The organism is Aerococcus sp. BD502, from assembly GCF_057919555.1.
Window position 1 is genome coordinate 275,870 of record NZ_CP147972.1, and the last position, 25,638, is coordinate 301,507.

27 protein-coding genes are annotated in these 25,638 nt (G+C 44.0%); 10 read left to right on the forward strand and 17 right to left on the reverse strand.

The features are described from left to right. Positions 1–183: 183 nt before the first annotated feature. From WF803_RS01385 to rlmD, 5 genes are all read right to left on the reverse strand, one after another. Positions 184–1,614, reverse strand: coding sequence for an ISLre2 family transposase (locus tag WF803_RS01385; protein WP_489611347.1), 1,431 nt, complete (start codon positions 1,612–1,614; stop codon positions 184–186). A 326-nt stretch (positions 1,615–1,940) separates the two neighbouring features. Beyond that, positions 1,941–2,657, reverse strand: a complete 717-nt coding sequence (locus tag WF803_RS01390) for a class I SAM-dependent methyltransferase (RefSeq protein ID WP_489611348.1) — start codon at positions 2,655–2,657, stop codon at positions 1,941–1,943. Positions 2,658–2,998: 341 nt separating this feature from the next. Continuing rightward, a complete protein-coding gene (locus WF803_RS01395; RefSeq protein ID WP_489611349.1) occupies positions 2,999–5,710 on the reverse strand; it encodes an SHIRT domain-containing protein in 2,712 nt (903 codons plus the stop codon). 428 nt (positions 5,711–6,138) lie between these two features. Further along, the gene (locus WF803_RS01400) at positions 6,139–6,678 is read right to left on the reverse strand and encodes a DUF4256 domain-containing protein (RefSeq protein ID WP_489611350.1); all 540 of its coding nucleotides are present in this window, start codon (positions 6,676–6,678) and stop codon (positions 6,139–6,141) included. A gap of 177 nt (positions 6,679–6,855) precedes the next feature. Next, positions 6,856–8,274, reverse strand: coding sequence for a 23S rRNA (uracil(1939)-C(5))-methyltransferase RlmD (gene rlmD / locus WF803_RS01405; protein WP_489611351.1), 1,419 nt, complete (start codon positions 8,272–8,274; stop codon positions 6,856–6,858). 176 nt (positions 8,275–8,450) lie between these two features. Here rlmD and WF803_RS01410 point away from each other — a divergent pair, with 176 nt between their 5' ends. Continuing rightward, on the forward strand, positions 8,451–9,482 hold the full coding sequence (locus WF803_RS01410) for an alpha/beta fold hydrolase (RefSeq protein ID WP_489611352.1): 1,032 nt from the start codon (positions 8,451–8,453) through the stop codon (positions 9,480–9,482). 110 nt (positions 9,483–9,592) lie between these two features. Then, a complete protein-coding gene (locus tag WF803_RS01415; protein ID WP_489611353.1) occupies positions 9,593–10,369 on the forward strand; it encodes a nitroreductase family protein in 777 nt (258 codons plus the stop codon). Here WF803_RS01415 and pdxR read toward each other — a convergent pair. Further along, positions 10,366–11,757 carry a MocR-like pyridoxine biosynthesis transcription factor PdxR gene (gene pdxR, locus WF803_RS01420; RefSeq protein ID WP_489611354.1) on the reverse strand — a complete coding sequence of 464 codons (1,392 nt, stop codon included), beginning with the start codon at positions 11,755–11,757 and terminating at the stop codon, positions 10,366–10,368. The genes WF803_RS01415 and pdxR overlap by 4 nt on opposite strands. A 124-nt stretch (positions 11,758–11,881) precedes the next feature. On the opposite strand from pdxR, the gene pdxS reads away from it, so the two are divergent. Next, positions 11,882–12,742 (forward strand): pyridoxal 5'-phosphate synthase lyase subunit PdxS, encoded by an 861-nt coding sequence (pdxS, locus tag WF803_RS01425; protein WP_489611355.1) that lies wholly within the window; start codon positions 11,882–11,884, stop codon positions 12,740–12,742. Between the two features lie 87 nt (positions 12,743–12,829). Next, positions 12,830–13,471 carry an IMPACT family protein gene (locus WF803_RS01430; RefSeq protein WP_489611356.1) on the forward strand — a complete coding sequence of 214 codons (642 nt, stop codon included), beginning with the start codon at positions 12,830–12,832 and terminating at the stop codon, positions 13,469–13,471. Positions 13,472–13,498: 27 nt separating this feature from the next. Here WF803_RS01430 and WF803_RS01435 read toward each other — a convergent pair whose 3' ends face one another. Continuing rightward, positions 13,499–14,461 (reverse strand): amidohydrolase family protein, encoded by a 963-nt coding sequence (locus WF803_RS01435; protein WP_489611357.1) that lies wholly within the window; start codon positions 14,459–14,461, stop codon positions 13,499–13,501. A gap of 142 nt (positions 14,462–14,603) precedes the next feature. Here WF803_RS01435 and WF803_RS01440 point away from each other — a divergent pair, with 142 nt between their 5' ends. Continuing rightward, positions 14,604–15,356 (forward strand): SDR family NAD(P)-dependent oxidoreductase, encoded by a 753-nt coding sequence (locus WF803_RS01440; RefSeq protein WP_489611358.1) that lies wholly within the window; start codon positions 14,604–14,606, stop codon positions 15,354–15,356. 117 nt (positions 15,357–15,473) lie between these two features. Continuing rightward, the gene (locus tag WF803_RS01445) at positions 15,474–15,881 is read left to right on the forward strand and encodes a hypothetical protein (RefSeq protein WP_489611359.1); all 408 of its coding nucleotides are present in this window, start codon (positions 15,474–15,476) and stop codon (positions 15,879–15,881) included. Positions 15,882–15,950: 69 nt separating this feature from the next. Here the strand turns inward: WF803_RS01445 and WF803_RS01450 are convergent, their stop codons facing one another. Both WF803_RS01450 and WF803_RS01455 read right to left on the reverse strand, forming a co-directional pair. Next, on the reverse strand, positions 15,951–16,562 hold the full coding sequence (locus WF803_RS01450) for a CPBP family intramembrane glutamic endopeptidase (protein ID WP_489611360.1): 612 nt from the start codon (positions 16,560–16,562) through the stop codon (positions 15,951–15,953). A 276-nt stretch (positions 16,563–16,838) separates the two neighbouring features. Beyond that, the gene (locus tag WF803_RS01455; protein ID WP_489611361.1) at positions 16,839–17,267 is read right to left on the reverse strand and encodes a MarR family winged helix-turn-helix transcriptional regulator; all 429 of its coding nucleotides are present in this window, start codon (positions 17,265–17,267) and stop codon (positions 16,839–16,841) included. A gap of 85 nt (positions 17,268–17,352) precedes the next feature. Here WF803_RS01455 and WF803_RS01460 point away from each other — a divergent pair, with 85 nt between their 5' ends. Beyond that, positions 17,353–18,288 carry a 2-keto-3-deoxygluconate permease gene (locus tag WF803_RS01460; RefSeq protein WP_489611362.1) on the forward strand — a complete coding sequence of 312 codons (936 nt, stop codon included), beginning with the start codon at positions 17,353–17,355 and terminating at the stop codon, positions 18,286–18,288. A gap of 52 nt (positions 18,289–18,340) precedes the next feature. Here the strand turns inward: WF803_RS01460 and WF803_RS01465 are convergent, their stop codons facing one another. The 6 genes from WF803_RS01465 to WF803_RS01490 all read right to left on the reverse strand — a co-directional run bounded on the left by WF803_RS01465 (position 18,341) and on the right by WF803_RS01490 (position 22,195). Continuing rightward, positions 18,341–18,982: a DJ-1/PfpI family protein gene (locus WF803_RS01465; protein WP_489611363.1), complete on the reverse strand. Its 642-nt coding sequence runs from the start codon at positions 18,980–18,982 to the stop codon at positions 18,341–18,343. 346 nt (positions 18,983–19,328) lie between these two features. Then, a complete protein-coding gene (locus tag WF803_RS01470; protein WP_489611364.1) occupies positions 19,329–20,378 on the reverse strand; it encodes an exonuclease domain-containing protein in 1,050 nt (349 codons plus the stop codon). A gap of 70 nt (positions 20,379–20,448) precedes the next feature. Next, positions 20,449–20,673, reverse strand: a complete 225-nt coding sequence (locus tag WF803_RS01475; RefSeq protein ID WP_489611365.1) for a hypothetical protein — start codon at positions 20,671–20,673, stop codon at positions 20,449–20,451. Between the two features lie 634 nt (positions 20,674–21,307). Next, positions 21,308–21,517 carry a hypothetical protein gene (locus WF803_RS01480; RefSeq protein WP_489611366.1) on the reverse strand — a complete coding sequence of 70 codons (210 nt, stop codon included), beginning with the start codon at positions 21,515–21,517 and terminating at the stop codon, positions 21,308–21,310. A 1-nt stretch (position 21,518) separates the two neighbouring features. Further along, positions 21,519–21,842 (reverse strand): hypothetical protein, encoded by a 324-nt coding sequence (locus WF803_RS01485; RefSeq protein ID WP_489611367.1) that lies wholly within the window; start codon positions 21,840–21,842, stop codon positions 21,519–21,521. Positions 21,843–21,919: 77 nt separating this feature from the next. Next, positions 21,920–22,195: a hypothetical protein gene (locus tag WF803_RS01490; RefSeq protein WP_489611368.1), complete on the reverse strand. Its 276-nt coding sequence runs from the start codon at positions 22,193–22,195 to the stop codon at positions 21,920–21,922. 563 nt (positions 22,196–22,758) lie between these two features. On the opposite strand from WF803_RS01490, the gene WF803_RS01495 reads away from it, so the two are divergent. Both WF803_RS01495 and WF803_RS01500 read left to right on the forward strand, forming a co-directional pair. Then, positions 22,759–23,001 (forward strand): type II toxin-antitoxin system Phd/YefM family antitoxin, encoded by a 243-nt coding sequence (locus WF803_RS01495; protein WP_489611369.1) that lies wholly within the window; start codon positions 22,759–22,761, stop codon positions 22,999–23,001. Continuing rightward, complete coding sequence (locus WF803_RS01500) at positions 22,998–23,378, forward strand: type II toxin-antitoxin system death-on-curing family toxin (RefSeq protein ID WP_489611370.1); 381 nt, start codon at positions 22,998–23,000, stop codon at positions 23,376–23,378. The genes WF803_RS01495 and WF803_RS01500 overlap by 4 nt, the downstream gene beginning before the upstream one ends. A gap of 27 nt (positions 23,379–23,405) precedes the next feature. Here the strand turns inward: WF803_RS01500 and WF803_RS01505 are convergent, their stop codons facing one another. Continuing rightward, on the reverse strand, positions 23,406–23,540 hold the full coding sequence (locus tag WF803_RS01505; RefSeq protein WP_489611371.1) for an HNH endonuclease: 135 nt from the start codon (positions 23,538–23,540) through the stop codon (positions 23,406–23,408). Between WF803_RS01505 and WF803_RS01510 the strand changes: the two genes are divergently transcribed. Continuing rightward, a complete protein-coding gene (locus tag WF803_RS01510; protein ID WP_489611372.1) occupies positions 23,526–23,696 on the forward strand; it encodes a hypothetical protein in 171 nt (56 codons plus the stop codon). The two genes, WF803_RS01505 and WF803_RS01510, sit on opposite strands and share 15 nt — an antisense overlap. A gap of 225 nt (positions 23,697–23,921) precedes the next feature. Here the strand turns inward: WF803_RS01510 and WF803_RS01515 are convergent, their stop codons facing one another. Then, complete coding sequence (locus tag WF803_RS01515) at positions 23,922–25,622, reverse strand: ribonucleoside-diphosphate reductase subunit alpha (protein WP_489611373.1); 1,701 nt, start codon at positions 25,620–25,622, stop codon at positions 23,922–23,924. Between the last annotated feature and the right edge of the window lie 16 nt (positions 25,623–25,638).

Genomic DNA, 25,638 nt, shown 5'->3' on the forward strand with positions numbered 1-25,638 from the left:
GCAGTGGCACCGGCTTACGCTTCATAGAAGCTTACGCCTGACCGTCCTATTCTGGCTCTATGTCGTTGGATAGGCCTCGCTACGCTCACCCTATCGGCACTCCGAGAGCCAGATATACGGACGGCCTGCTAACACTGCTAACGCAGGTCTTTAGCACGCACTCCGTGTCTTTTGGCGAAGCAGCTAACAAAATGTATGGTATAATTTCCCGACCATACTGCTTGACACTTCACTTGGAATCGTGCCCTGATGGGCACCACAAGAACTTTGTTGCGGCCTGTGACATAGTATTGCCCTAACAATCCCTGGATATTCGGGTATAAATGGGCTTGTATTAGCTTCAATATCTGATCGAACAGCTTCTTCAAAACAATGATTAGATTGAGCGGTGATCATAGCAGCCATCGCTGCTGCGCCTTGATGGGTCCAATTTCGTCCTTGCTTTTTCATACGATAAGTATAAAGCCGATGGCCTGCTTCACAAACGCCACCGGAAAAATGGTTTGGTAAGCCTCGCTGCTCTGCTGGTTTAATGAGTAACCAATTCCTTTGAAGATAAGCTCTTAGAGCTTCAATTTCAGCCAAAAACTCCTGATGATGGTGCCAGCGACTTTCACAGGTCTCCAAAGTAACTTGAACCCCTTCGAAATCATAAGCCTTCACTTTTTTAATGACCAATTGACGTATTTTATGATCAAAAAATAGGCGCGTTCTGATTTTTTGAATGACATGAAATTTATCGCAGAAATGTTCATGCCGAAGGCATACCCCAATCATCTCGTTAAAATCTTCCTCCGTATAACCACTGCCACCATCCGAATTAGAAATCACAATCGTTTGATGTAAATCATAGTAGGATTTAAGAAATCGGCTAACTTTTTCTCGAAGGGCTGCACTAGATTGAACAGAAGAAAAATAATGAGCTTGAATAAGTTGATGCCGCGAAGTGGATCGATCGACGCCTTCATAGAGAGTCACACGGTGTAGTTGAAGATGTTTTGTTCTTCTCCCTTTTTTCTTCTTTTTAGTGATTAAAACCCCATCCCCTTCAATGTACAGAAAGGGAACGGATCGTTTTTGAGAGTAAGCCAGTTCCTTCTCTTCTGCTTTTTTATTCTCAAAGCTTAAAATTTTCTGCCCAATTTCTTGAACAATATGATGTGCGGTCTGATGCGAAATACTAAAAGGCATTAAAGCATTGAAGGCTTCTGCAGTCGCACGAAAAGTTTGCTTCGTACAAAGCTGGGCAATTTTTTCTTTGACCTGAGAAGAAAGATGACTTCTTGCTTCTAGTCCTAAACACAAATCTAGGGGAAGAAAGCTAGAGTGACCTTCTTTTTTCATCCGACAGCGTCTGAAAGTGACGGCTCCAAACATAAAACATAGTGTGCGTGGTTCATAGCGAGCAATTTTCCAACCTTCGACTTGGTATCTTTGAATTAATTGCTGATCAAGTTGAGTGAAAACCGCTGCAAGACATTCACAGCAAAAATTGCTTAATATCGGATAAACAAGATCTTCAAAGTCACCTAAAGATGAGCAATTTTCCGTCTTTTTTAGAATATCTGTGATAATATCATTCATGAGGACATCTTCTTTCTTTTTTTTGATCAACTTAAAGATAGATGTCCTTTTTTTATTTTTCAAGTCTTACCGAGCATAATTTTACACTAAGCCAAAGAGGATGGCTGAATCTTAAATGGCATAGCTAATTTGCTGGCAATGGTCTGCTTCCTGCAAGGTTTTAATATCTTAGCCCCCAACAGCGACCGTCCCCTTGTCAGGCTCATAAAAACATCACCCAAGAATTCTTAACCTGATGAGTATCATTGGTCAAATAGACGCTCTAATATAAATGACCTCAATATTAAGATGATTTGCTTCAACAGAAACTAAATATGAACTCAATATCACTATTCCTATGCCTACCAGGGATGGCATCAATCCTTGCTTTGCGCTACGATGCCGACATGCGTATCACGAACAAATGACCCCGTTGACCCAGCGAGTTCTTCTTCCAGGGCTTGCGGCGTTAAGTCCCGTAAATCCGCGACCGCCGCTAATCGTTCCGCCATCACTTCCAATAGCCAAGGCAAATCAGTGCCAGTTGCCTTGCTTTGTAGATCATTTTCTGAATGGAGCCATTTTACCTCTGCCCCCAACTGGCTCAGCAAGCCATGAAGATGCATGCCCATATGAATATCGCCACCTTCATGAGCCACGGTTTGCCAGACTGCTTCTTGGGCCGCTTGCATTTTAGGCAGGGCGGCTTCTTGTGCTAAAGCCAGCGTTGCATCACTCTCTTGAAAAAGAAAGAGACCATCTGTTTTTAAATACTTTTTGACATGCTGCAAGGTCGCCAAAGGGTCTGGCAAATACATGAGTACCCGTCGGCCAATCAAGGCATCAAACTTCCCAGCAACCGGTAAGGCGCTATTTAAATCGGCCACAAGAAAATGAAGATTGGGAGCAGAATGGCTTTCCCTAGCCGCTATAATGGCTTCTTCGCTCATGTCCACTCCATAAACCTCACCGCTGTCTCCCACACAATCGAGTGCTAAGGCACTCACTTCTCCTTGGCCACAGCCCATATCTAAAATACGCATGCCAGGTTTTAAGCCCGCTGCTAATAGCTTTTGCGTAAATGCCTCGCGCATTGTCATATTATGCCTCCTTAAGCATTCTTTTTCCCTTTCATTTTATAAAGAGTTCTATAGGTAAGCAAATCATAAGAAACTCCATTTGCACTGATATGCTCCCCTTACCAGTCAGCCAGTGATTTAAAGCCTTCAAATTTTCGCACAGGTAAGTCCTCTGTCCTACTGCCCTTTTCCTGAAAGGCTAGCAAATTTAGTAGTGAGGCTAAGCTTAGTCTCCACAAATTGCACTAGGAAGATAAAAATGGAAATTTCTGCATTAAAAAGCCGATCTTATGAATTAAACTTTCATAAGATCGGCATCCTTAAACTATAGAAGCCGGATTATAATAAAGTTTGAGCTAGGATTCTCTTTGCTTTATCTTTTTACTCCTCTTATTCTCAATGCAAAAGCACAAGCCCAGGCTAAGAAAAGCTAAACCTAAACTGACAGCAGGCAGATTTTCCTTCATGCTAGTTTGAGGCAGACTCGTCACTAAAGCCTTAGCCGGCAATTTTTCTGTCGGCTTGCTTGAAGGGTGGTGAGGGACTACTAAATTCGAGTCTGACTTGATCTCGGAGTTGGGTTTGTCCTTCCCACCTGATGGCTCATTGGCTTCTTTCACCTGAACTTGAGCTTGCTTAGTGACGCAGGCACCTTGACTGTCGGTGAGCTGGAAGGTGATTTGATAAGTTCCTGCTACGTTCGGATCAAAGCCACCTCGATCTAGAATTTTAACCTGGGAACGCAAATCACCATCTTCCTTATCCTCGGCTTTTTCAATGAGACTCATGAGATCGAGAGCCTCTCCCTTCATGATCACTTGATCCGAAACAATGAGCTGGGGCGCTTCATTAAGTGGGCTGAGCGTCTCATGAACCGTCACCGTCCCCATTCGCGTGACTTTGGCGCCGAGGTGATCCTCCACTTCGAAGATCAGGGTATAGCTTCCCGCAATATTGGGATCGAAACCGCCCTGAGCAATAAGCTTAACTTGCTTCCTCAGGTCGCCCTCGGTCGGACTCGTCGCCTCAACAATTAAATCATGCCAATCCAGGCTCTCCCCTTTACGGATAGCGATATCTTTGATGACTAAATGTGGAACTTCATGAATTAAAGTTTGGGAAGGAGAGAAGCTCCACAAACCAATTATATTATCTTCATTTTCGCTAAGAATAATACCGTCCTCAGGGATAAAAGCACCTTCTAATTGGTAGCCTAAAAATGACCAGAGACCATCTGTAGTCTTAACAATATCTTTTTCTGGCTTTTTGGGAATGAACAATTCACCAGGCATCGCTTTTTCCGTCAGCGGCGTTAAGTGCCGCACATCTTCTGGCAAAGTTTTATTTTCAGTTGCACTCATAAATTCATATTTTATGTCAATAGAATTAGCCTGCCACTTGCCTTTAAGAACCATATCTCGTGTGACTTCCTTATTATTTTCAATATCCCAACGCTCATCGTTCTCATCATACCAGCCTAAAAACTCATGGCCCGGCCATTCAGGCTTAAAGTTCGGCAAATAGGGGCAATAATTCCAAGAACTTGAGCACCAGCTATCAAAAGCAGGCATGAGATTGACTTCTGCTCTTTCGTCATTTTCCTCACCCGGACGAGAAATCAAAGTAATCGTATAACCAGGATAATACATCAGGTTAAAACGGCCATAGATAAAGGGATGAGCTTCAGATTCTGCCCCTGCAAAAGCTGGCAAACTAGCGATAACCCAAAACTGATTATGACTCTTGCGCTTGTCACGATAGTCGAGAACACTGACTGCTAAGTGCCCTACTTCCTGGGTCTCCAACTTAAATTTAGGCGCTTCCTCTTTATCCTTACCACGAATATTTTCAATATCCTCTTCAAACTGATGCTGGTATTGCGGATGCGTAGCACTTGGTGGGGTGACTGGCCATAAACCATTAATCTCTTGCGTTAAGACTTTGAAATTGTTGAGTTGAACGGGGCCATTTTTATCTCTAATGCTAAGAAATTCAAATCTCGCTGGCTCCTTATAGTAAATCCTGGCATTACCAGGAAAACCCATGCGACGATTATTTGATGATCCCCAGGTTTGCTCACCAAAAACATCACGATTGTCGCCTTCACCGATTTGTATGGCCTGCAGATCCCCCTTAAAAATAAGCTCTTTAATGCCATTTTTAGCAAAGGCACGATCTTTAATGATTTTAACGGTAGCGGGAATTTCCACCTGCGTGAGGTCATTCATTTCAAAAGCCCCAAAACCAATTTCTTCCAGGCCTTCTTGAAAAGAAATGGATTTAATCCAGTTTTTTGAGAACACCCCAATTTCCCTCACGCTGTCAGCATTATATCTTGCTAGCCTTTCCCCGTCACCAATTTTTCTTAAAGTTTTGGGGAAGATAATATTCTGGATATTGGCATCATTAAAAGTAATATTCTCTTTGTTTTTCTCGTAACGAATTTCAGTGACCCCTTCAGGGAAGGATAAAACATAACCTTTTTGGCGCACATTCTGCTTCCCTTCCGGACTCAGCCCGACCGCAATTGTGTGACGGCCTTGTTCATCAACTTGATCCTTATCATAGGCAATATCGCCATCGTAATAATATTTTTCTTCAGCAGCAGCCCGAGCCTGCCGCCCACTTGCAACATTCAAAAACCGTTGCTTTTCCACTTTTTCATCTGTTACGACTTTATGATTCTCTGAAGTTCCTACCTTAATTTCTTCGTCTTTCTTAAAAGTTAAGCTTTCCTCCTTGTTGGGAGTAGGGGAAATAGCCTCTGAGCCAAGCCCCAAGGCCGGGGACAGCTTTTCTTTAGGAGATACATCTTCCATATCTTTTTCTGCACTGACGATATTAACGCCTTCGCTATTCAAGTTTTGATCATGAGGGTTAACTTGGGCTGGTATGATGTCTTGATCGGCCTCCTCAGCAGCTAAAACAAGATGCGACGGGCCGCTAAGATAGAAAATCATGCCTATCGCAAGCGAGACAACCCCAACACTGAGCTTACGAATGGAAAAATGACACTGCCTGTCCGTCAATTGGCGGAATTTCCTCTGGCAATTATTTTTTGCTGGCATATGAACACCCTCCTCAATCAGTCCCATGAGAACACTGGGTTCCCGGGCCTAACTCTACTTTATTGATATTTTTAATTATACTTAAAATACGGAATATAATTCAAAAGTTTTGTTGGTGTTCGCACAAATTTATAATTTTTTAGCTTTATTTATAATTAAAGCAAAAACAAATATTTTATGTTTTTACTAACCCTTGAGTCCTTTCCTGTGAATTCAATGAAGCTTTGAACTATGCTGTTAAATAGACAGGCAATGACACAAATTTTCCTATATCTACTGTCCTACTATCCATGGTTTTTATGGTGGGAGCCTAAACCCCTTGAAGGCAAAAAAAATTCCCCCTAGGGCATTTCACTCTTTTGAGTGTCTACCTTAGGAGGAACATGGCAAAAATTCTGCAATATTTTTAAGCTTAAACCAGCAAAACATTATTCCGAAGGTCGGGGCACACCCAGTTTAGTCCGAAAGCCCCTTGTCCGGTAGTAGGATTCAACTCCATTATGGTAAACAAATACCCGCCCAAAACGGCGATCCCCGAAAATAGCACCACCTTTTTGACGAATAGGAGTCGGTGTTTTTAACCAGCAGGAGGTTTTTAAATCACAAGGCTGAATATTTTGCAGAGTAAAATAATCCTCTTCTGTGAGCCAAGTGCTGCCTATTTTAGCCACCTCTGCTGCTACACTACTTCTGGGCTTATTTTTCTTGCGACTGGCCCAAGCCTCCTCGTCATAGCAGAGACTCTTCCGCTCAGCTGGGCACTCCAAAACGCAATCATAAAACCAAAACACTTCCTCATCGGCCCACAAAACATCAGGGTGCCCACCTGTCTCTTCCATACGCTCTAATATGTCAAGGGCGCTAGGGGCCTTTTCTAGGGCTGAAGCAACCTCTGCCCATGTTAACTCGGCATGGCGATCTTTGTAATAATGAAATCTTTCCTCTAAAATACTGAGCATTTTATTCATTCTGCTGACTCCTTATAAAATTGCCCCCTCATATGAAGGCTGGCTAGTACACTCGGTAGGTCTTTAGGACTGCTCAACTTAACTATTGAGCAGCTGCTCTTTTCCTGAATTCATTTTTTTGCAATAATCCTTAGGCCTGTATTTTTGGGTGGCACGCTGCCTTCTTTTACCACTTTTTTATTCATCAACATCTTCAGACTGCTGGGTTAGTAAAACAACATTCTCCACATGAACGGTATGCGGAAATTGATCAATGGGCTGGATAGCCCTAATTTGGTAGCCAAAAGCTTCGAGCCAAGGTAAATCGATGGCTAAACTTTTCGGACTGCAGGAAACATAAACAATTCGCTGGGGCTTGAAACGTCCAATGCTTCGCATCAGTTTTCCGCCCGCACCAGCCCGTGGTGGATTCAACAGTAAAACATCGGCCTCATAGCCAGCAGCCTTCAATTCTTCGAAGCCTTTCCTAGCATCCGCCGCCATAAATTGGGTATTCCTTAGCCCATTTTCTTGAGCGTTGCGACGCGCTTGGACGATAGAGGCCTCGACCAACTCAATACCCACTAAATGTTTGGCACGGGCCGCTAAAGGCAGACTGAAGGTCCCAATGCCACAAAACAGATCAACCACCTGCTCCCCCTGCTGCACAGCAGCAAAATCCAAGACAGTGGCTACCAATTTTTCTGCTTGGGTAGGATTCACTTGGAAGAACGTATCCACGCCAATATGATAGGTATAGCCGCCAAGTTCTTCAGGAATCGTCTCTTGGCCCGCTAAAACTTGCACTTGAGCCACTTTGACTTGCTCATCTTGGCCTTGGTCCCAAAGCCACAATACCCCTTGACACTCAGGAAAAGTACGGGTCAGCCGCTCGGCCAAACTCGCACTCGCTTCAGGGTAGTCCTCAGCAGGCGCTGTCGCATAGAGAGCGACTAGCAGAGCGGCTTTTTTCTGGCTATAGCGCAAGCGCACCCGCCGCAAAAGGCCTGTTTTCTTAACGCGGTCAAAGCCGGGAAGCTGCCAGTCCGCTTGCCATTCACTCAAAACATGTTTAACGGCCACTAAAATTTTAGGGGCCAGCCAGGAGTCCGCCAGATCAATCACCGTCCGATAGTCTCCTTGCCGGTGCATGCCTAATTCTCCCCCTTGGCCAAAGGTGAGCTCCATATTATTCCGGTAGCGATAAGGCTTGGCCATGCCCATTATCGGCCGCATCGTGCTAGTGTCAACACCCTGTGAGTCAAAGGCCTGCTTAATGAGACTGGTTTTAAAAGCCAATTGTCCTTCATAAGTCATATGGCTTAAAGGCATGCCTCCCCGCTCATTCTCCGGCAGTAGGGGCCCCTCGCGCCGCCAAGGACCAGCTACCAGCAATTTGTCATAGGAAACTGTGGCCTTCCGGCGGCCTTTGGCATCACGCACCGTAACCTGAACGACATCGCCAGGCACTGTTTTAGGAATAAACAAGGTTAACTTCTTCCCTAGAGGCCCTCGTGTTGGCGGATGCCGGTAAGTCGCTATGCCATCTCCGCGGTCACTTAAGGCTTGAACGGTAACGGTTAAAGTCTCTGTCGGGTATCTTTTTTTCTTCTTCATGCCCTCACCACCTCGCCATAAGTTTACCACGAAAGCCCCCAAAAAAGCAGCGTTTACTTCGTCCCTTTTTTGGTTAAAAAATAAAATAAAATAAAAAGCATTATTTTTGCTCAGGAAAATGAGCTCATGGTAAGATTAAGTTGTCAATGTCCCGGTGAAATTGTTGGAGGTGGCCCATGAAAACCCTGAAACGTGTCAGCTTGATCATCCTATCCTTGTTGTTCCTAGCAGCAGCTGGGGTTTTGTTGCTCAGGACTTTAAATGACAAAAAGTATGGTGAGCCTGGACCCCACAGTGCCAAATACTATCAAAAGCCGACAGATTGGTCCCTTTACCCCACGACGATCCCGGGCCTAAGCGTTACGGAAGTCCACGAAAAAACCCTGCAAGGTTTTCATTTCCAACCGGAAAAAACAAAATATCAGGGCGTCATTGTTTGCTATGGCGGTTCTGATGGAGGGCCCAATTTCGACACCGCCCGCGCCTTAGCTGAAGCGGGCTACGAAACATTAGCGGTTTTCATGTATGGCATGCCAGAACAGCCCACTAGCCTCGTTAGAGTACCGCTCGAACAGTTTTCTGATGTTTTAACTTACATCCGAAAAACTCACGATGAGAAGGAACCTATCACAGTAGTGGGCGCCTCGAAAGGAGCGGAGTACGCCTTAAACTTAGCGACCAAGTACCCAGAAATCACGAATGTTATCGCCCTGGCCCCCTCGGCTTATAATTATGCCGGCTTAGATAATGAAACCGTGGGCTCTTCTTGGACCTGGCAAGGCCAAGACTTACCCTTTATTGATTTTCGGAGAAGTTCCTTAGGTGCGCTCGTGAAAGGCATCCTCTGGCCTAGCCTCACCAAAAATATTGTGACCTACCGCAATACCTATCAATCCGCCGTCGAGCAAGATGACCAGGCGGCCAAAAAACGCATTCCCGTCGAAAATTCCAAAGCTCATTTCCTCCTTCTCGCTGGAGAGGACGACCAGGTTTGGGACAGTGCCGGGATGGGAAAAATTTTAAAAGAGCAAGCTCCTAAGCAAATTCAACTTGAAATTTACCCGCACGCCGGCCATGTTTTTTCTGGAGATGGCTTCTTGAACCTATCCAATATGCGCCTAAGTACCGGTGGCGAAACCAAAGCCAATCAGAAAGCGGGCCAGAAAAGCCAGCAAGCCATCCAGCAATTCCTCAAAACCTACCATTAAATTACACCAAAAAGCATTGCCAGAAACTTAGCGCGATGCTTTTTCTTCGGCCAAAACTTAGGCCGCGTTATCCTGAGGATGAGTATTAAAATAAATTTTAGGAGGCTCTTATGAATTACACGCTAAAACACCAAATTGCTCACCGCAGTATCCGCCACTTCAAAGACGAACCCTTAGCAGAAGCCACCCGCCAAAGCCTGGTAGACGTCATGCAGCAAACTGCAACCAGTCACGGCTTGCAGTCTTCATCCGTCCTGCACGTGACCACAGCCGAGAAGAAAAAACAATTGGCTGAAATTGGCCAGCAAGCTTATATTGCCAAGGTGCCAGAATTGTATGTTTTTCTCGTAGATACGCGCCGGCTCTACCAGCTCGCCCAAGACCAAGGTTTTGCCGGTGGCTATGCGCGTAGCATGGATTTTTTCTTCCGCGCTTATACCGATGCCTGCCTGATGGCACAAAATTTAATGACCGCTGTGGAAGCTTTAGGCCTAGGGGCCGTCTTCCTTGGTTGCATTCAAAATAATCCCTTCAAAACTATTGACGTGCTGGAGCTGCCTGAACTCACCTTCCCCGTTTTAGGAGTGGCCCTGGGCGAACCCACCGACCGCTCAGCTAAAAAGCCACGCCTTCCTAAAACAGTCCGCTTCTATCAGGATACCGTCACGCCTACAAAGGACCTCAAAGCAGAAGTCGCTAAATACGACCAGACCATGCAGGACTACTATGAAAACCGGGTGGTTAATCCAAAAACGAGCACTTACACCGGCCTCGTCCAAAAGCAATTGACTAATGTCCTCCCCATGCGGGCCCAAGTCCTTAAGGCCGTGGAGCAGCAAGGCTTCAAACTCCTCCCCCAAGAAAATGAGCGTTGGGAAGAAGACTAAGCGGAGCGCGCAGCCTGGAAGGCCGCCTCGAGTTCTGCCCAGGCGGCTCCCACCTCCTCGCGGCCTAGGCCAGCAAAACCCAAGACAAAACGCAAATCTGTCTGGGCCAAGTCCTGTTGATAAGTACCAAGCCAAGCGAGGTTTAGGCCTCGCTTTTTAGCTTGCTGCAAAACAGCTGCAACCGTGACGTTAGGGAGGTGGACATTTAAAATAAAATACAGGCCCCGCCCTTCTCCAAAAATCTCCACAGGCAAGGCCGAATTTTTGATCACCTTCGTGAGGGCTTGACCCACTTGCCGGTAATGCGTCCTTAAGCGTTGCAGATGTTGGGAAAAACGGCCAGACCGAAGCAAGGTAGCCAACCAGCACTGGTCAAAAACGGACGCCTGGCCCATCACATGGCCGTCCTTTTTGAAGCATTTGGCCAAGGGCTTAGGTAAAACCATATAGGAAATTTTAAGTAAAGGAGCGAGCGATTGCGTATAAGAGCCCAGTAAAATCACGCGTTCTTCCTGGTCTAAAGCCATTAGCGGGGGAATGGGCCGACCCGTAAAGCGAAATTCACTATTATAATCATCTTCAATAATAAAACGCTCCGGCCTTTCATAAGCCCAGTTCAGCAGGCGCTGGCGGCGGCGCACTCCCATAATTTGTGTACTGGGAAATTGCAGATTGGGCATCGTTAATACACCATTCGCCTGGGTTTCTTCCAAAGCCCGTACTGAAAAACCATAGCGATCCAATGGAATAGACTGGAAAGGAATATGCAAATCACGTAGCACTTGTCTGGTGCGCGGATAGCCTGGCTCCTCAAGAGCCATCTCAGGGGTATCCAGTAAGGAAAATAAGGCCTGCAAGCTACTTTGGTAGCCATTGGTAATGATCACTTGGCCCGGTTCACAAGACAGGCCGCGGTAACGCCAGACGTCTTGGGCAATGGCTGCGCGCAAAGGGCCATATCCTCCACTCGGCACCCGACCAACGGCTAACGCTTGGGGCAAAGCTTCCCCCATACTTGGCCGTAAAAGACTCTCCTTCATGACTTGCGGCCGCTTGGCAAAAGGCGAAAAATCATAACGGTAAGCTGTAACAGGCGGCAGCGGTATCACAGCCCTTTCCCTTTGAGGTTTTTCCTGGCGCAGCATTTCTGCTTCTAATTGATCCACATAATAACCCGACCGCTCCCGAGAGACAATATAACCCTCATCCAGCAATTGCTGGTAGGCTTTAATTACCGTATTTAAGCTTACACTCAAATGCTCGGCCAATTGCCGGCGCGAGGGCAAGCGCTCCCGACTCGCTAAATTTTCCGACGCAATTTCTTGAATAATATGATCCACGATCTGCTCGTAGAGGGGCTTTCCCTCAGTAAAATGAATGGTTAGCATACCTTCACCTCCCCACCATCATACCATATCTGGACCCTTCAAATAATTTCTTTTTGAGTCTTTTAAAAGGTGCAAAAACTCGTTATAGTAAAAGTACAATGAAAAACAACTAGGAGGACAAAAATTGAAAACGATTGAAGAAATTCACGAGCAGTTAAAACATGGGGTCATTATGGATGTCACCAATCCCGAGCAAGCTAAAATTGCCGAAAATGCAGGGGCAGTGGCGGTCATGGCTTTGGAACGTGTGCCAGCTGATATCCGTGTTGCGGGTGGCGTGAGCCGGATGAGCGACCCGGCGATGATTCAGGCTATTATTGAAGCGATCGATATCCCTGTTATGGCCAAGGCTCGAATTGGACATTTCGTGGAAGCGCAAATTCTTGAAAGCATTGGCGTTGACTATATTGATGAGTCCGAAGTCCTCTCCCCCGCTGACCATGTTTACCACATCAATAAACAAGACTTTAAAACACCTTTCGTTTGCGGTGCCAGAAACTTAGGTGAAGCTCTCCGTCGCATTCAAGAAGGGGCCAAAATGATTCGGACGAAGGGCGAAGCCGGCACCGGCGATGTGGTCCAAGCGGTCACCCACATGCGGGCCATTCAAGCCGATATCAGGCGCTTGGCCAATGCGCGCGAAGACGAACTCTATGTGGAAGCTAAGGATATGCAAGTGCCCTATGAACTCGTGAAATACGTTCATGACCATGGAAAATTGCCGGTTCTCAACTTCTCCGCTGGTGGGGTCGCCACCCCAGCCGATGCCGCGATGATGATGCAATTAGGCGCTGAGGGGGTCTTTGTAGGGTCGGGCGTCTTCAAATCCAAGGAACCAGAAAAACGCGCCGATGCCATCGTTCAAGCCGTCGCCCATTACCAAGAGCCAGACGTCCTCGCCAAAGTTTCCGCTAACCTCGGCGAAGCGATGGTCGGTATTAATGAAGATGAAATTGAAGTTCTCCTCGCTGAACGAGGGGTATAGTTTGCCGATGTTAAATCAAGCACTCTGAGCGTCAGCCCCCAGAGTGCTTTTTCTTTTTGCTATAATAAGGAGGTAAGGAGGAGTAGCATGTCCAAGCCTTTTTTAAGTATTTTCCCCGGTACCAGTAGTGTGACCGAGGTCGATAAGTCCATTTTCTGCTGCCATTTAGCCATGACCCCCACTGTTAAGGAAGCGGATGCCTTTATCCGCCAAATGAAAAAAGAACATAAAGGCTACACCAATGCCTCTGCTTATATTGTCGGCATGAGTGGTGAAGAACAACGTGCTCGAGATAATGGTGAGCCCAACGGAACAGCCGGCCAGCCCATCCTAGCTGCCCTCAAACAAGCGGGCGTGACCAACACCACCGCCGTTGTTAGCCGAAAATTCGGCGGCCATTTGCTAGGAGCCAATCGATTAAAGAAGTACTATGGCGGCGCCTGCAAAAAAGCTATCCGCGAGCTGGGCCTGGCGGAATGGCGCTTGAATAAGGCATGTGAACTGACGATCCCCTATCACTTTGAAGGCAGCGTCAGCCATGAATTAAAGGCCTGCCCCTGGCTTAACGTGCAGGAACCTACCTATACCGAAACCGTCACTTACGTGCTTCAACTCCAAGAAGAAGACCTGCCACGCTTTAAAGCCTGGATCCAGGACCTCACCCATGGCCAGGCGCAAATGAAAGTACTTGGCGAACGCTATGTCCCCTATCCCTCCAAAGAAAAATAAAAAGGCTGCACACACAGCCTTTTTGTTTTACGCTTCATCTTGGTAGTGTCGATAGAGAGCTTTCGCATTGTCTTGTAGAATTTTTGTTTTTTCTTCATCAGTAAGATCTGCTTGGCGAATGTAATCAGCAGCCCGCACATATTTTTCATTTTGGAAGTAAGGAAAGTCGCTTCCCATCAATATCTTATCAGCCCCAAAGACTTTCACACTTAAAGCCAAAGCTTCATCGAGGAAGTTGGCAGCATCAAAATAGAAGCGATCCCGGAGCGTCTCGGTGGGAGAAGCGGGAAAAGCGTCCCAATCCTCGTAATTATCCTCTAAGCGCTGCAGTTGAAAGCCAAGCCCTCCACCCAAATGGGCAATATGGAAGGTTAAATTCTTCAAGCGGTAAGGAATATCTGACTTCAGTAAGTGTAAAACACAAAGCATGTCTTCAATGGGGGCACCCACCACCCATTCCAAATCCCGGTCATTAACCATCGGCGAGCAGGCTCCGTTTCCGGTGGGGTGCACATAGACAATCGTCCCCTGCTCATTCAAAGCCTCCCAAAACGGATAAAATTGATCATCAAAAGGATAGGCCGATCCAATATAGGTATTCACGGCAATGCCTTCAAACTTTAACTCCTCAAGGCAGCGTTTTGCTTCGCCAATGGCCTCCTTAACATGGGGCAAAGGCACCGCCCCATAGGCTAAAAATTTGCCAGGGTGTTTTTCTATTAAGTGCGCATACGTATCATTAATCATCTGGGCCGAGGCCAAAGCCTCCGCAGCGGTTCCGTAATAAGGAGATTGTGGGGTGGCGGAGAGTACTTGCGTTTCAACCCCAGCAGCTGCCATCATCTTAAAGCGCTTCTCTAAATCTTCCTCGCTATCAGACGCCCCCATTCCTTGGGCAATCGCTGTGCCGTCAGCCCCCAAATCTCCTAAGCGCTCGAGGTAGGCATCCGGCCAAAGGTGGGCATGCGTGTCAATTGCAGGTTCTTTCATGATCCTTTCCTCCCTAAAATGTATTTTTCCACTTTAGAATAGCATGTTTATTCGAACTTGTCAGGGCATAACCTTGGTACTTTTTTATGTCAAATGATAAAATACAAGTGTAGCTTAGTTATAATTGGTAAGGAGGCATATGATGTTTTCACTAAAAGACCAAGTTGCCGTCGTCATGGGCGGCGCCAAAGGCATCGGCAAAGGGATCGTTGAAGCACTCACCAAACAAGAGGCGCAAGTGATCCTCTTAGATATTGATGAAGAAGTCGGCCAGGAAACTGCTGATGAATTCAAAGCCAGCTTCATGGCTTGTGATATTACGGACCGCCCGGGCGTCAGAAAAACCGTCCAAAAAATTAAGGACGAATTCCAGCGAATTGATATTCTCGCTGCCAATACGGGGATTTACCCAGAAATCCTACTCAAAGATCTGAGCGAGGAGCAATTAGACCAAATTTTCGATATTAACGTCAAAGGCATGTTTAACATTTGCCAGGCGGTCTTAGAAGTGATGGCCGAACAAGAATATGGACGCGTTATTATCACCTCCTCCATCACGGGCGCTATTACCGGCTACCCAGGTGGGACCGCTTATGGGGCTACCAAAGCGGCCAACCTCGGCTTTATGCGCAATGCAGCCGTAGAATTTGCGGATAAAAACATTACCGTGAATGCTGTGCAACCGGGCGTCATTGCGACCGAATCGCTCATGCGCGAACTGCCGACCTTGAATGAGGGAGCTAAATATATCCCTGCTAAAACACTGGGTGAGCCGATGGATATTGGCGCTACCGTGGCGTTTTTAGCATCAAAAGAAGCCAAATACATCACCGGCCAAAGCTTAGTCGTGGATGGCGGGCAAATCCTCCCCGAAACCCCCGATGTCATTGCATAATTAGAGAAGTCACTAGGCCGTGCTTGGTCACGGCCTTTTTTAAAAGCATTTTTCGTAAGCCCTTACTTAAATTTATGTTATACTGAAGGCAAAAGCTCTCGCCCTAAGGAGGTTACCATGACTCACGCTGTAAAATGGTGGCTACTCGTGGCCTTCGTCTTATTTTTAGCGGCTTGCCAAAATAATTCAACCAAAAATGAAGCCGAAGTCGCCCCCAGTGCCCCGACGAAAAAAATGCCCCCCACTAAAGAAAAAAAGCCCAAAGGAGGAAAAACCATGCCTACAACCCCCAGGCCCAAGGACGGCAAAGCTAAAAAGCCTGAGCCACCCGCCACGCCCAAAGGAAAAGCCCAACCTAAAACGGAAGAAAAGTCCGCCCCTAAGAAGGAAAAGCCCAGCCCCCTGCAACCGGAAAAATCTTCACCCAGAGTAACGCCCCCTAAAAAAGACGCGCGTGACGGCCGGCATAGTCCCAGGCCCCCTCACGACCTTCCCGTCGAACCACCCAAAACGGCCGATCGCTAGTCAAGTAGCAGCAGAAATATTTTTCTGCTGTTTTTTATCTGCTGAGACTCAGTTTCCCCAGGCTATTTATTAATGGCAAAAAATATCAATGAAAGCCGCTAGCAAGTTCAGCCCACCATGCCAAATGGCCGTATAAAGAATTGAATAACCGCTTTTGATGAAGAGGCGTCCGAAATAGTAAGCGAGTAGGTACACGATGAGAGAACTCATCAACACATCGACCGCCGGAATTTGCAGGATCACTAAACCTATCGTATGGACCAACATGAAGAGAAAAGCTTGCAAGTGAAGGGCAACACGCAAAGAAAAAAATAAACGCAAGGCATTGATCATAAAACCCCGGAAAACGAGCTCCTCCAAAAAGCTCGTTTTAATTAAGGAATAGACCAGAATAATCAATATGGTGCGCCCCGACCAGCCAAAATTTTGATAAGCTTGGTAGCGAATATCCTCCAGGTAAAGGCCGTAATGGGTCAAGCGCCATTCATTGTAGACCAGGAAAAATATATTTAAGCCGACAAGCAGCCACATTTCACGCTGGGGCAGGGAAGAAGCTTTCTGCAAGCCAAACATCTCCCCGAGCTTATAATGTTTCCGCATAAAAATAGCATAACAGGCCATGGGCAGCAGCAGAAATAAGAACCATTGCACCAGCGTACTCATGAGTAAGGAAATAACCATGGGAGCCCCCTTATCTATACAAACTTTGTTTCCTTACTTAGGATAGCATGAGTCAGCGCCGGCAAGCGTTAAACTCAGGTGAAGGAGGTGTAAATATTATTAAGGCAGGATCAACCGCCTCCATAAAAAAACACCCACCAGAAAACATTCTGTGGTGGGTGAATTTTTCAAGCCTCAAGCTGGGCTATGGTATATTAATGATCTTTTGAATTTGCTTGAATTTTCAAGCAAATCAACGTTAAAAAAATGGCGCTGCTCTGGGAAAGCCAACCTCACCTATTGCAAGGGAAATTCCTCTTGGAAGACGTGGTAAACGTCATCCAGCCCTTGGACAAAATTTTCGGCGTCAATATTAGGATGCTTCGCAAAAAATTTCTCCCACCAAGCGATTAAATCAGCCGTCAAGGCTTCCGCTACTTCCTGACCATGTTCGGTTAAGTAAACTTGGTAGCCCCGCCGATCCGCACCACGGCGGCGATGCACCAAGTTTTTAGCTACTAATTTCTTCATATCTTTACTGAGTAAACTGGGATCCATGGCCATACTATGAGCAATTTGCTTCTGCATGGATCCCGGATTGTTATACACATACAAAAGTAAGTCCGAGTGCTGCATTTTTACCTCGCGCTCTGGTGACGTTTTTTCGATTTGCCCCCGGCTTTGTCGGTAAATGGCCGCTAAATACTTACTAATATTTTCGATCATACGATCCTCCTAAACTAATTGGTGGAGTTTTCCATCGAAATTCTGTATACTACAGCAGTACACAAAATTTGAAAGGGTGAATCCATTGTCAAAACTTAAACAACTCCTGCATTTCCCAGGCAGTAACTTTATTATACCAATGTTTCTCGTTGCCTTCATCTATACTTTTTTCCCTAGCGTCTTAGAATTAGGCGTGCCGTTTTCCGGCTTTTTCACGACCGAGGCGACCTTCCTCATCGTGGCGATCCTACTTTTCGTTTCTGGCCTGCAAACGACTCTCGAAGACCTCATCAAAGTAGCACGCTCCATCGGGCCTATTCTTATCTTAAAAATTTTACTGACGGGCCTTGTTACCTTTATCTGGGTAAAATTGGGCGGCAATGACGGCTGGCTCGGGATTTCCAGCCTGGCCATTTGTGCAACCCTCCTCAGCTGCAACCCCGGCATGTATTTAGTCCTTTTGGGGGAGGATATTTCGGAAGTCGAAGAGTCGTCTTTTTCCATGGTTAATCTTCTCATGCTACCAGCCCTCCCCTTAATGCTCATTAATATCACGCAAAGTGATGGCCTGCACGTGCCCATTCTGATGCCCTTAATCGCCAGTCTCCTGCCTTTTATTATTGGCATGGTCGTCGGTGGCCTCTTCCCCAGCTCCCGGCAAACTTACGCGCCTCTCTCACGCTTGCTCATTCCTTTTTTAGCGGTGACTTTTGGGGCTAAAATTAATCTGATCGATGCCCTGCATGCGGGACCAGCTGGACTAGTCGTGACGGCTCTCTTCTATGTGCTGATGGTTTTCCCTCTTTATTTCTTCGACAAGAAGTGGAATAAAAATCACGGTCGGATGGCCCTCTCCATGCATTCCATTGCAGCCTTCTCCATGTCCATCCCACCCTTTGTCGCCAGCTTTATTCCGAGTTTTGAGCCCTTTATCGCTCCAGCCATTAGCCAGCTCGCATTAGGCGTCATTATCACGAGTTTTTTGACCCCTTACCTCTTTGAAAAATTAGCCAAAAAGTAGTCTAAAAAAGCATCGAGCTCTAGCCGATGCTTTTTAATTTACAGCTTTCACCTTAAAGAAAGTCCTGAAACGTCTCTTCAAAAATTTTGACCCCCTCCTCGTCGAGGTGGAATTTAAGGTCTGCTTCTGATACTGCCTGACCATGCAGGGGTTGGTAGGCCTCCTCCGGACATTCATAGCCCAGCACCCTCGCCAGTGCAATGGGAAAAGCCGCATAGGCTCCTGAAGTAGCGGTAATGATATTTTCGTCCACCACGAGCGGCTGATACTGGATATTTTCCTCCTCAATAAAAGGCAGGCGCTCATTCATTTCCACATAGAGTTCATTCGTAAATTTCTTACCCTTCAGTAAGCCCGACAACGATAAAAAGAGTGGTCCCCCACCAATGGCCCCAATCACCAATTCGGAGTAAGCCTTTAAGCCTCTTAAAAATGCCAGCAATGGCTGGTCATTTAAGGAGGGTCGCACATCACTCACACCAGGTAAAATCAGGCAATCATAATCAGCCACTGAAAATTCAAGCACCGTCTTATCCGGCAAAACACGAACGCCCTCTTCTGACCTTACAGCAGCCTTAGTTGAAGCAATAACATCCGTTGGTGAAGAAAAATACCAGCGAAACAAGGCCAGTGTATTCCCAATTTCCTGCAAACTGAACTCTGGGTAAACCAATAAAGCAATTCTTTTCTTCATGGCACTGCTCTTTCTACCTAGCTGAGCTAGAAAACGATCATTAGAGTTCACTATTCCAGTTTACTCTACCGCCAAGTGCTGCATCAATTAACTCCATTATACTTTCATCACGTTTAAAAGCTAATTTAAGCTCCCTAGTATCGGTTTAAAACGGTGTTTTTTCCTTGGGAACAGCGAAAGTTGAAAGATATTTTTAAAAAGAAAAACGATAAAGGAAGTGGAGAGATAGGGATTAATTAAGTTAGAAGGTGGATCGATGTTCTTACCTATTTTGATACAAATTAATGGCACAGAAAAAAGCCTGTCTGCGTATGTGCAAACAGGCTTATGGGGTGTTCAAACACCATTAATTTTCAAAAGTTATTAAATCATAGAAAGCTTCTTCAGACAAAATATCAATCTCCTGCCCTGTAAGCATATATGCTTCGGCTTTTTTAAGCTTTCCAGTTTTTCCACCTTTTACATTCCTACAATCCGAATAATCGCCCAAAATTAAATAGCGGGTTTTCTTAGTTACACTATCTCTATTTTTACCACCAATATTCGAGATAATTTGCATGGCTTCTTTTCGAGTCATTTTTTCTAATTTACCCGTTATCACACATTCTTGGTTGAATAAAATATGATCCTCGTCAAAATCAAATGATTCGGGTACTACATCTTTTGCCTTTATCTTTGAGGATGATGTTTTGAATAAATTAATGAATTCCTGATGGCTTTCATACTTACTTTCGACTTCTTGTTTTAAAGCAAGGTAAACTTGACTGGTAGTCTCAACATCGTTCAGTGCCCTATGAGCTTGATCATTATCGATATCATAATGATTTGCTAAATCCAACAAACGATAGTGATCTAATTTTTTTAATAACTTTCTTGCGATTCGCCAAGTGTCTATAAAATCATTTTTAAAATAAATTGCTTGGTGTTTTAATAGCGCATCATATAAGAAATTAATATCAAAATTAACTTTGTGACCAACTACTACTGAATCTCCGATAAAGTCATAGACATCGGTGATAACGGATGATTCATCAGGAGCGGAATCTAATTCGATGTTACTAATGCCTGTTAATTCTTTAATAAAGTTTGACAAGTAAGATATCTTATAGCCATCTCTTATAATGAAATCCATATCATCATCATTTTCATCCAATAAAAAATATTTGCTCGGTTTAACCAACGTATTAAACTCTGCAACTCTTTTATCCTCTTTATATCGAACGGCTGCTATTTCTATAATTGAATCATATTTAGGGTCAAGCCCGGTCGTTTCTAAATCTAAAACGACATATTCTTCTGGAAAATCAATAATACTCTTCCCTTTTTCTCGACTAGTCTTTGATACATCACCCAGATCATATACGCCATTAGGCCCGATTTCTATTTCCGCTTTCATTGCTACCCCTCTTTCAATTCTATTATTACTAATATAACAAAAAAGAGCCTGATGATCAGCTCTTTCGTGTTTACTCTCCAGTTCTAAATTTAAAGGACATCTCTCCTTCCTCATCTACCTCTGCATAATCCAGCAACAGATTCCAAAGAAGCGGATCAAACGGCGTGATGAGCTCCTCCATCTCTTTGAGGGTACGAACGAAAAGCTCAGTATGATTCGCTCGGTTTTGTTTGTCGCTAATTAAGGCTTCCACCCATTCATACTCTGCCTTCCTGGCTTCAAATTTGTCAATCAACTGGTTATAATTCTTGTTGTAAGTTTCTTGATTTTGAACCACTCTGGCATAAGCACAGACTTTCTGACGCTGTCTAGCCCTTAGTAATTTAGGCTGTAGTTTTTATATGTTTTTCATTATTTACCTCCCATTACATACATCACTCTAAAGCCCTGAATAGTCAAGATTCTTCAAGCAATAGAAGCGATAATTTAGCCTCATATTTTCTGAGTAAGTAGCTTCTCGCTTTGTTCCTGTGGGATTTTACCTTCAGACAAAGCTTGTTGCGCTTGTTTTTGCGCTTCTTTTAAAGATTCCAATTTCTTCCTAGTCTCTTCAATAGATTGCCCTAGGAGTTTATGTTTTTGTTTAATAAGTTCAGTATTTCCTGGGTCTAGTTTTAATAACTTGTTTCCGTCTCTAAGCTGAGACTGTGTATTTTTTATTTCAATATTTACACCTTTTAGAGCCGTCTGTAATTTCGTCGTGTGACCCCAATCTCAACAGTTATCCCTTTTATTCTATTTGCCAATATCTCACCTCCTTGATTTTAGGCATCAAAAAAGCACCTATCATTTTGATAGATGCTAAAAAATAATTTTAGTTAATAAAGCCTTCTAATATATACTTAAATCATCATAAAGCTTTCCAGTTATTATTTCTTCAATTTTTTTCCTTCTATTTTTGTATAATTTAGTAAATCAGCATATGAATTGTATACCGAATCTTTTTTCCCACAAATATCAGTGAAAATATACCCCTCCTTTGAAAAAGTAAGAGAGTACATTTTATCATGATAACTAAATTCAAACTCTCTATTTGCTTTAATGTCTTCTTTAAAACTTTCTAAATTATAATTGTCCATTTTAATACGCTGGTCCTCTCTTACCATTTTTCCAATCATGTCTATGCGGAACTTTAGGATGTTGTTTTGGATTTCCATGGTTAGTATAATCAATATCCATATCTGCATTTCCATCTTTATCATAATACCTTCTTTGAACTACCTTACCAGTTTTAGGATTTTTCTTATCTTTCGATGAATTAGGTCTACCTTTTGTTGGTAGACTACCACCTGTTTGAGTTGAGTGATCATTTGTTTTGGACCCATTTTCTTTAGCTTTATTATATGCTCTATTTTCAAACCAATTAATTACTTTTTTATAAGTCCATGAACCAGCAGGTATCACTACATCTTTTATTAAAATAACTCCTGCAACAGTAACAACAACTAATCCTACTCCTGGTATCTCCCATGTACCTGCAACTAACGCCGCTGTTCCAGAAGCACTTCTAGTTGATATTCCATTAGTATTGTTTTCTGAAACAAGATAGCACTATCTAATAAATTAGTAAATTCTTCTTGAGTATAAAATTTATCATCTATGAATATACCATCATTAGTAACATGTACATTAGACTGATTGTTAGTTACTTCTTCGAGCTTGTTAGTTTGATTTTCTGAAGCGTAAGATTTTGTAGCTGGTATTATTGTCGATAATAGTATTGAGAATATCAACAAAAAAGTTATTTTTCTTTTCATTTTCTTCCTCCTAGAATTTATTTTTGTCAATATACTCCAATCTATATTTTCTTCAAATAGATTCTAAAATTTATCAAAGTCTTCTTGCGTAGCTACTTCTTTGTATTTGTATTCATCGTTATTCTTTTCTGTGAACATATCATTTACCATACCTATGAAAAGCAAATCCATATCTCTTAAGGACAGACCAAGTTGAACTGCCCTTAAAAGAAAATCCTCGTCTTTATTCTGAAAACGAACAATATAAAGGAAAACAAAATAAAGTATTTCCTATCCTGCTAATAATAAAGAGAATGTTAAATTCTAATGAGCAGTGGATTTCTCTTTTAAATGACTTAAAAAATACTTTTTATAAATATGAAAGATTTTTTAATTTTAAATTTATGGGCTTCCCAAATAATTGGATGGATATTCTTTAATCCCCCCTTTGATTTCTTGTTTTTGTGCGTAAGAGGGGCCGCCGTTCTCAGGGGGATCTGCCTTTAGAGATTTGACATTCCCTTTATAAAATAGGTTGAATTTATCCTATTTTATATTATAATATGTTCAAAGGAGGTGTTTTTATGAATATAAATACTAATTCACTGGTTTCTATCACAGAAGCAAACCAAAATTTCTCTAAAGTTACTCGCTTAGTTGATAAACAGGGCTCTGCTATTATTCTTAAAAATAATGTTCCGAGATACTTAATCGTTGAATTTGGATCAGCAGAAGAAATGCAACTTGCACCAAACGAAAGTGTTGATGACATTTCCAAAAGACTAATCGAGAAAAATCAAGTAGCCTATAAGGAACTTGCCAAATGATTACGCTTTCTAAAGAACAAGTATTGAAACTTCATTCCGACCTTATCAATGCAACTGGTGGCTTAAATGGAGTAAGAGATATTAATCTTCTTGAATCTGCTCTAGCTACTCCCTTTCAAAGCTTTGATGGAAAGTATATCTTTCCTTCCATTTATCAAAAGGCTGCAAGACTTGGCTTTGGTGTTATTTCTAACCATCCCTTTATTGATGGTAACAAAAGGACAGGTACACACCTTATGCTTGTTTTTCTTGCACTTAACGGAATTGAACTTGATTACTCTCAAGAGGAACTTATCTCACAAATTCTAGCCATTGCATCTGGTAAAGAAGGATACAATGAGCTTCTTGATTGGATCATTGACCATCAAGTAAAATAACCACTCTATGCTAAATAGGGTGGTTATTTATCTATCTCCTCTTTCTCTATGAATTTTCTCATGACAAGATTTACATAAACTCATAAGATTGCTTTCATCGTGACTTCCACCTTCAGATAAAGGCTTAAGATGAAAGGTGTCTTTAGCATGCGCAGGACGCACGTCAGAGGCAAACAAGCAGTTTATAATGATATCGGAGTCATGCTGATGAGCATGAATTTAACAAAACTAGCCATTGAAAGCCGGCGAAGAGCAGAGGCCCTTCGTAATCATTTCTCTAAAAGTAAAAAATGCACTGAAGGAATTCAATATGGATAACTTCAATGCATTTTTTATTATTTAGGGCAACTTATTTCCCAGCCCCTTAACGTTCTCTGTTCTGTTCTTTACTTTCTTTTTCAGGTTCTATCTTACTTTCTGCTTCCCTAAACTCTTTTATCTGCCCTAAAATGAGGGCTTTTCCTCTACTTCTCTTGCATGAAAGTTATCTTCCACATCAAGAGTTGTCATTTTGACTTTTCTTGACAGACAGCTTTTGCCTCTCTAAGCTTCACAAGCCAAGCACACGCTGGAACGGTAAAATTCCTGGGCGGCACTGGTTGAATGTTGATAATAGAGGGATTTAAGCCCTTGTTCCCAAGCATAGATATAGAGTTGATTCATTTCCTTCGCCGTCGTCAGGGCGGGATTAATCATGACATTGAGAGACTGCGCTTGATCAATAAAACGCTGGCGTACCGCGGCTTGATTAATAATTTCATACTGATTGATTTCTGAGAAAGTCTTAAAAACCTTCTTCTCATGCTCACTTAGGAAGGTGAGTTGCTGGACGGAGCCATCATGTTTTTTAATATCGTCCCAGACCTCCGAGGTGTTTTTGCCTTTTGCTTCCAATAATTCTACAAGGTAAGGATTTTTAATGGTCGTTTTAATTTTTGACATATCCTTCACGTAATAATTGGAGAATAGAGGCTCGATGGATTGGGACACTTGGCCAATAATGAAGGCAGAAGACGTGGTGGGAGCTACCGCCATGAGCGTAGCATTCCGCCGGCCGGTACCTTGGAGCACAGCAGGCTCGCCAAACTTTTTGGCCAATTGCCGGGAAGCCTGATCCGCCCGGTCTCGAATGCATTGGTGAATTTCTTCATTCAGCAAACTAGCTTCCTCGGATTCAAAGGCCAGCATATTAGCCTGCAAGAGGGAGTGCCAGCCTAAGACACCCAGGCCAAGAGCACGATTGTCGCGGGCGAATTGATAGGCCCGCTTCATAAAATGAAAGGCCTCCGTGTATTCTCGGTCGTGATGATCGCGCAAGCCTTCTAATTTCTCAATAAACTCGCTCATAACCGCATCGAGGAAGTAAATCATCGTTTCTACGGCGTCGGTATCCTTCCATTCCTCATAGTGAAGCAGATTCATAGACGACAAATTACAGACAAAGGACCAATCTTCATTATCCGGCAGAGCGATCTCACTGCAAAGGTTGGAGTGGGTAATGGGATAGTCCTTGTACCAGTCGGGTTTTTGGTTGTTGACATTATCAGTGAAGAAAATATAAGGATAGCCCATCTCAATCCGACGCTGGATGACCTTGCCCCAAATTGCTCGCTTGGCCCGGTCACCACTAATCATTTCCTTCATCCACTGGTCCGTGACGGTGACGGCGTGGTTAAGGTCTTGGATATCATTCCCTTCAATGCCGATATCTAGAAATTCTTCAATATCAGGATGATCAATGGGTAAGTAAGGCGAGAAACGCCCGCGACGAGCATTACCTTGGCTAATCGTATCCGTCATTTGCTCGAATAATTTCATAAAATGTACGGACCCGCTGGAAGTGCCGTTATGCGTAATTTTAGCTCCCCGGGGACGAATGTGGCCAAAGTAACCGGACGTGCCGCCGCCATATTTGGACATCATGCCCACTTCTCCGGCGGTATAGATGATGCTGGCCATATTATCGTATGGCGTGCAGCCGAAGCAAGAGATTGGAAAGCCCCGATCCGTTCCAAAATTTGTCCAAACGGGTGTCGATAAGGAATAATAGCCCTTGGATAAGTAGTCATACATTTTATCCGAAAAGCCCTTGATGCCTAAAATTTCTTCGGCACGGTCCGTAATCACCCGCAAGCGTTCCTCAGCGGCTTGGCCCTCTGCCAAGTAGCCGCGCGAAAGGAAGGTACGTGAATCCTCTGTCAGCCAGTAAAATGGTTCATAAGCTAAGTGTTTCAGTTTTACCATCTTTACCTCCTTTATT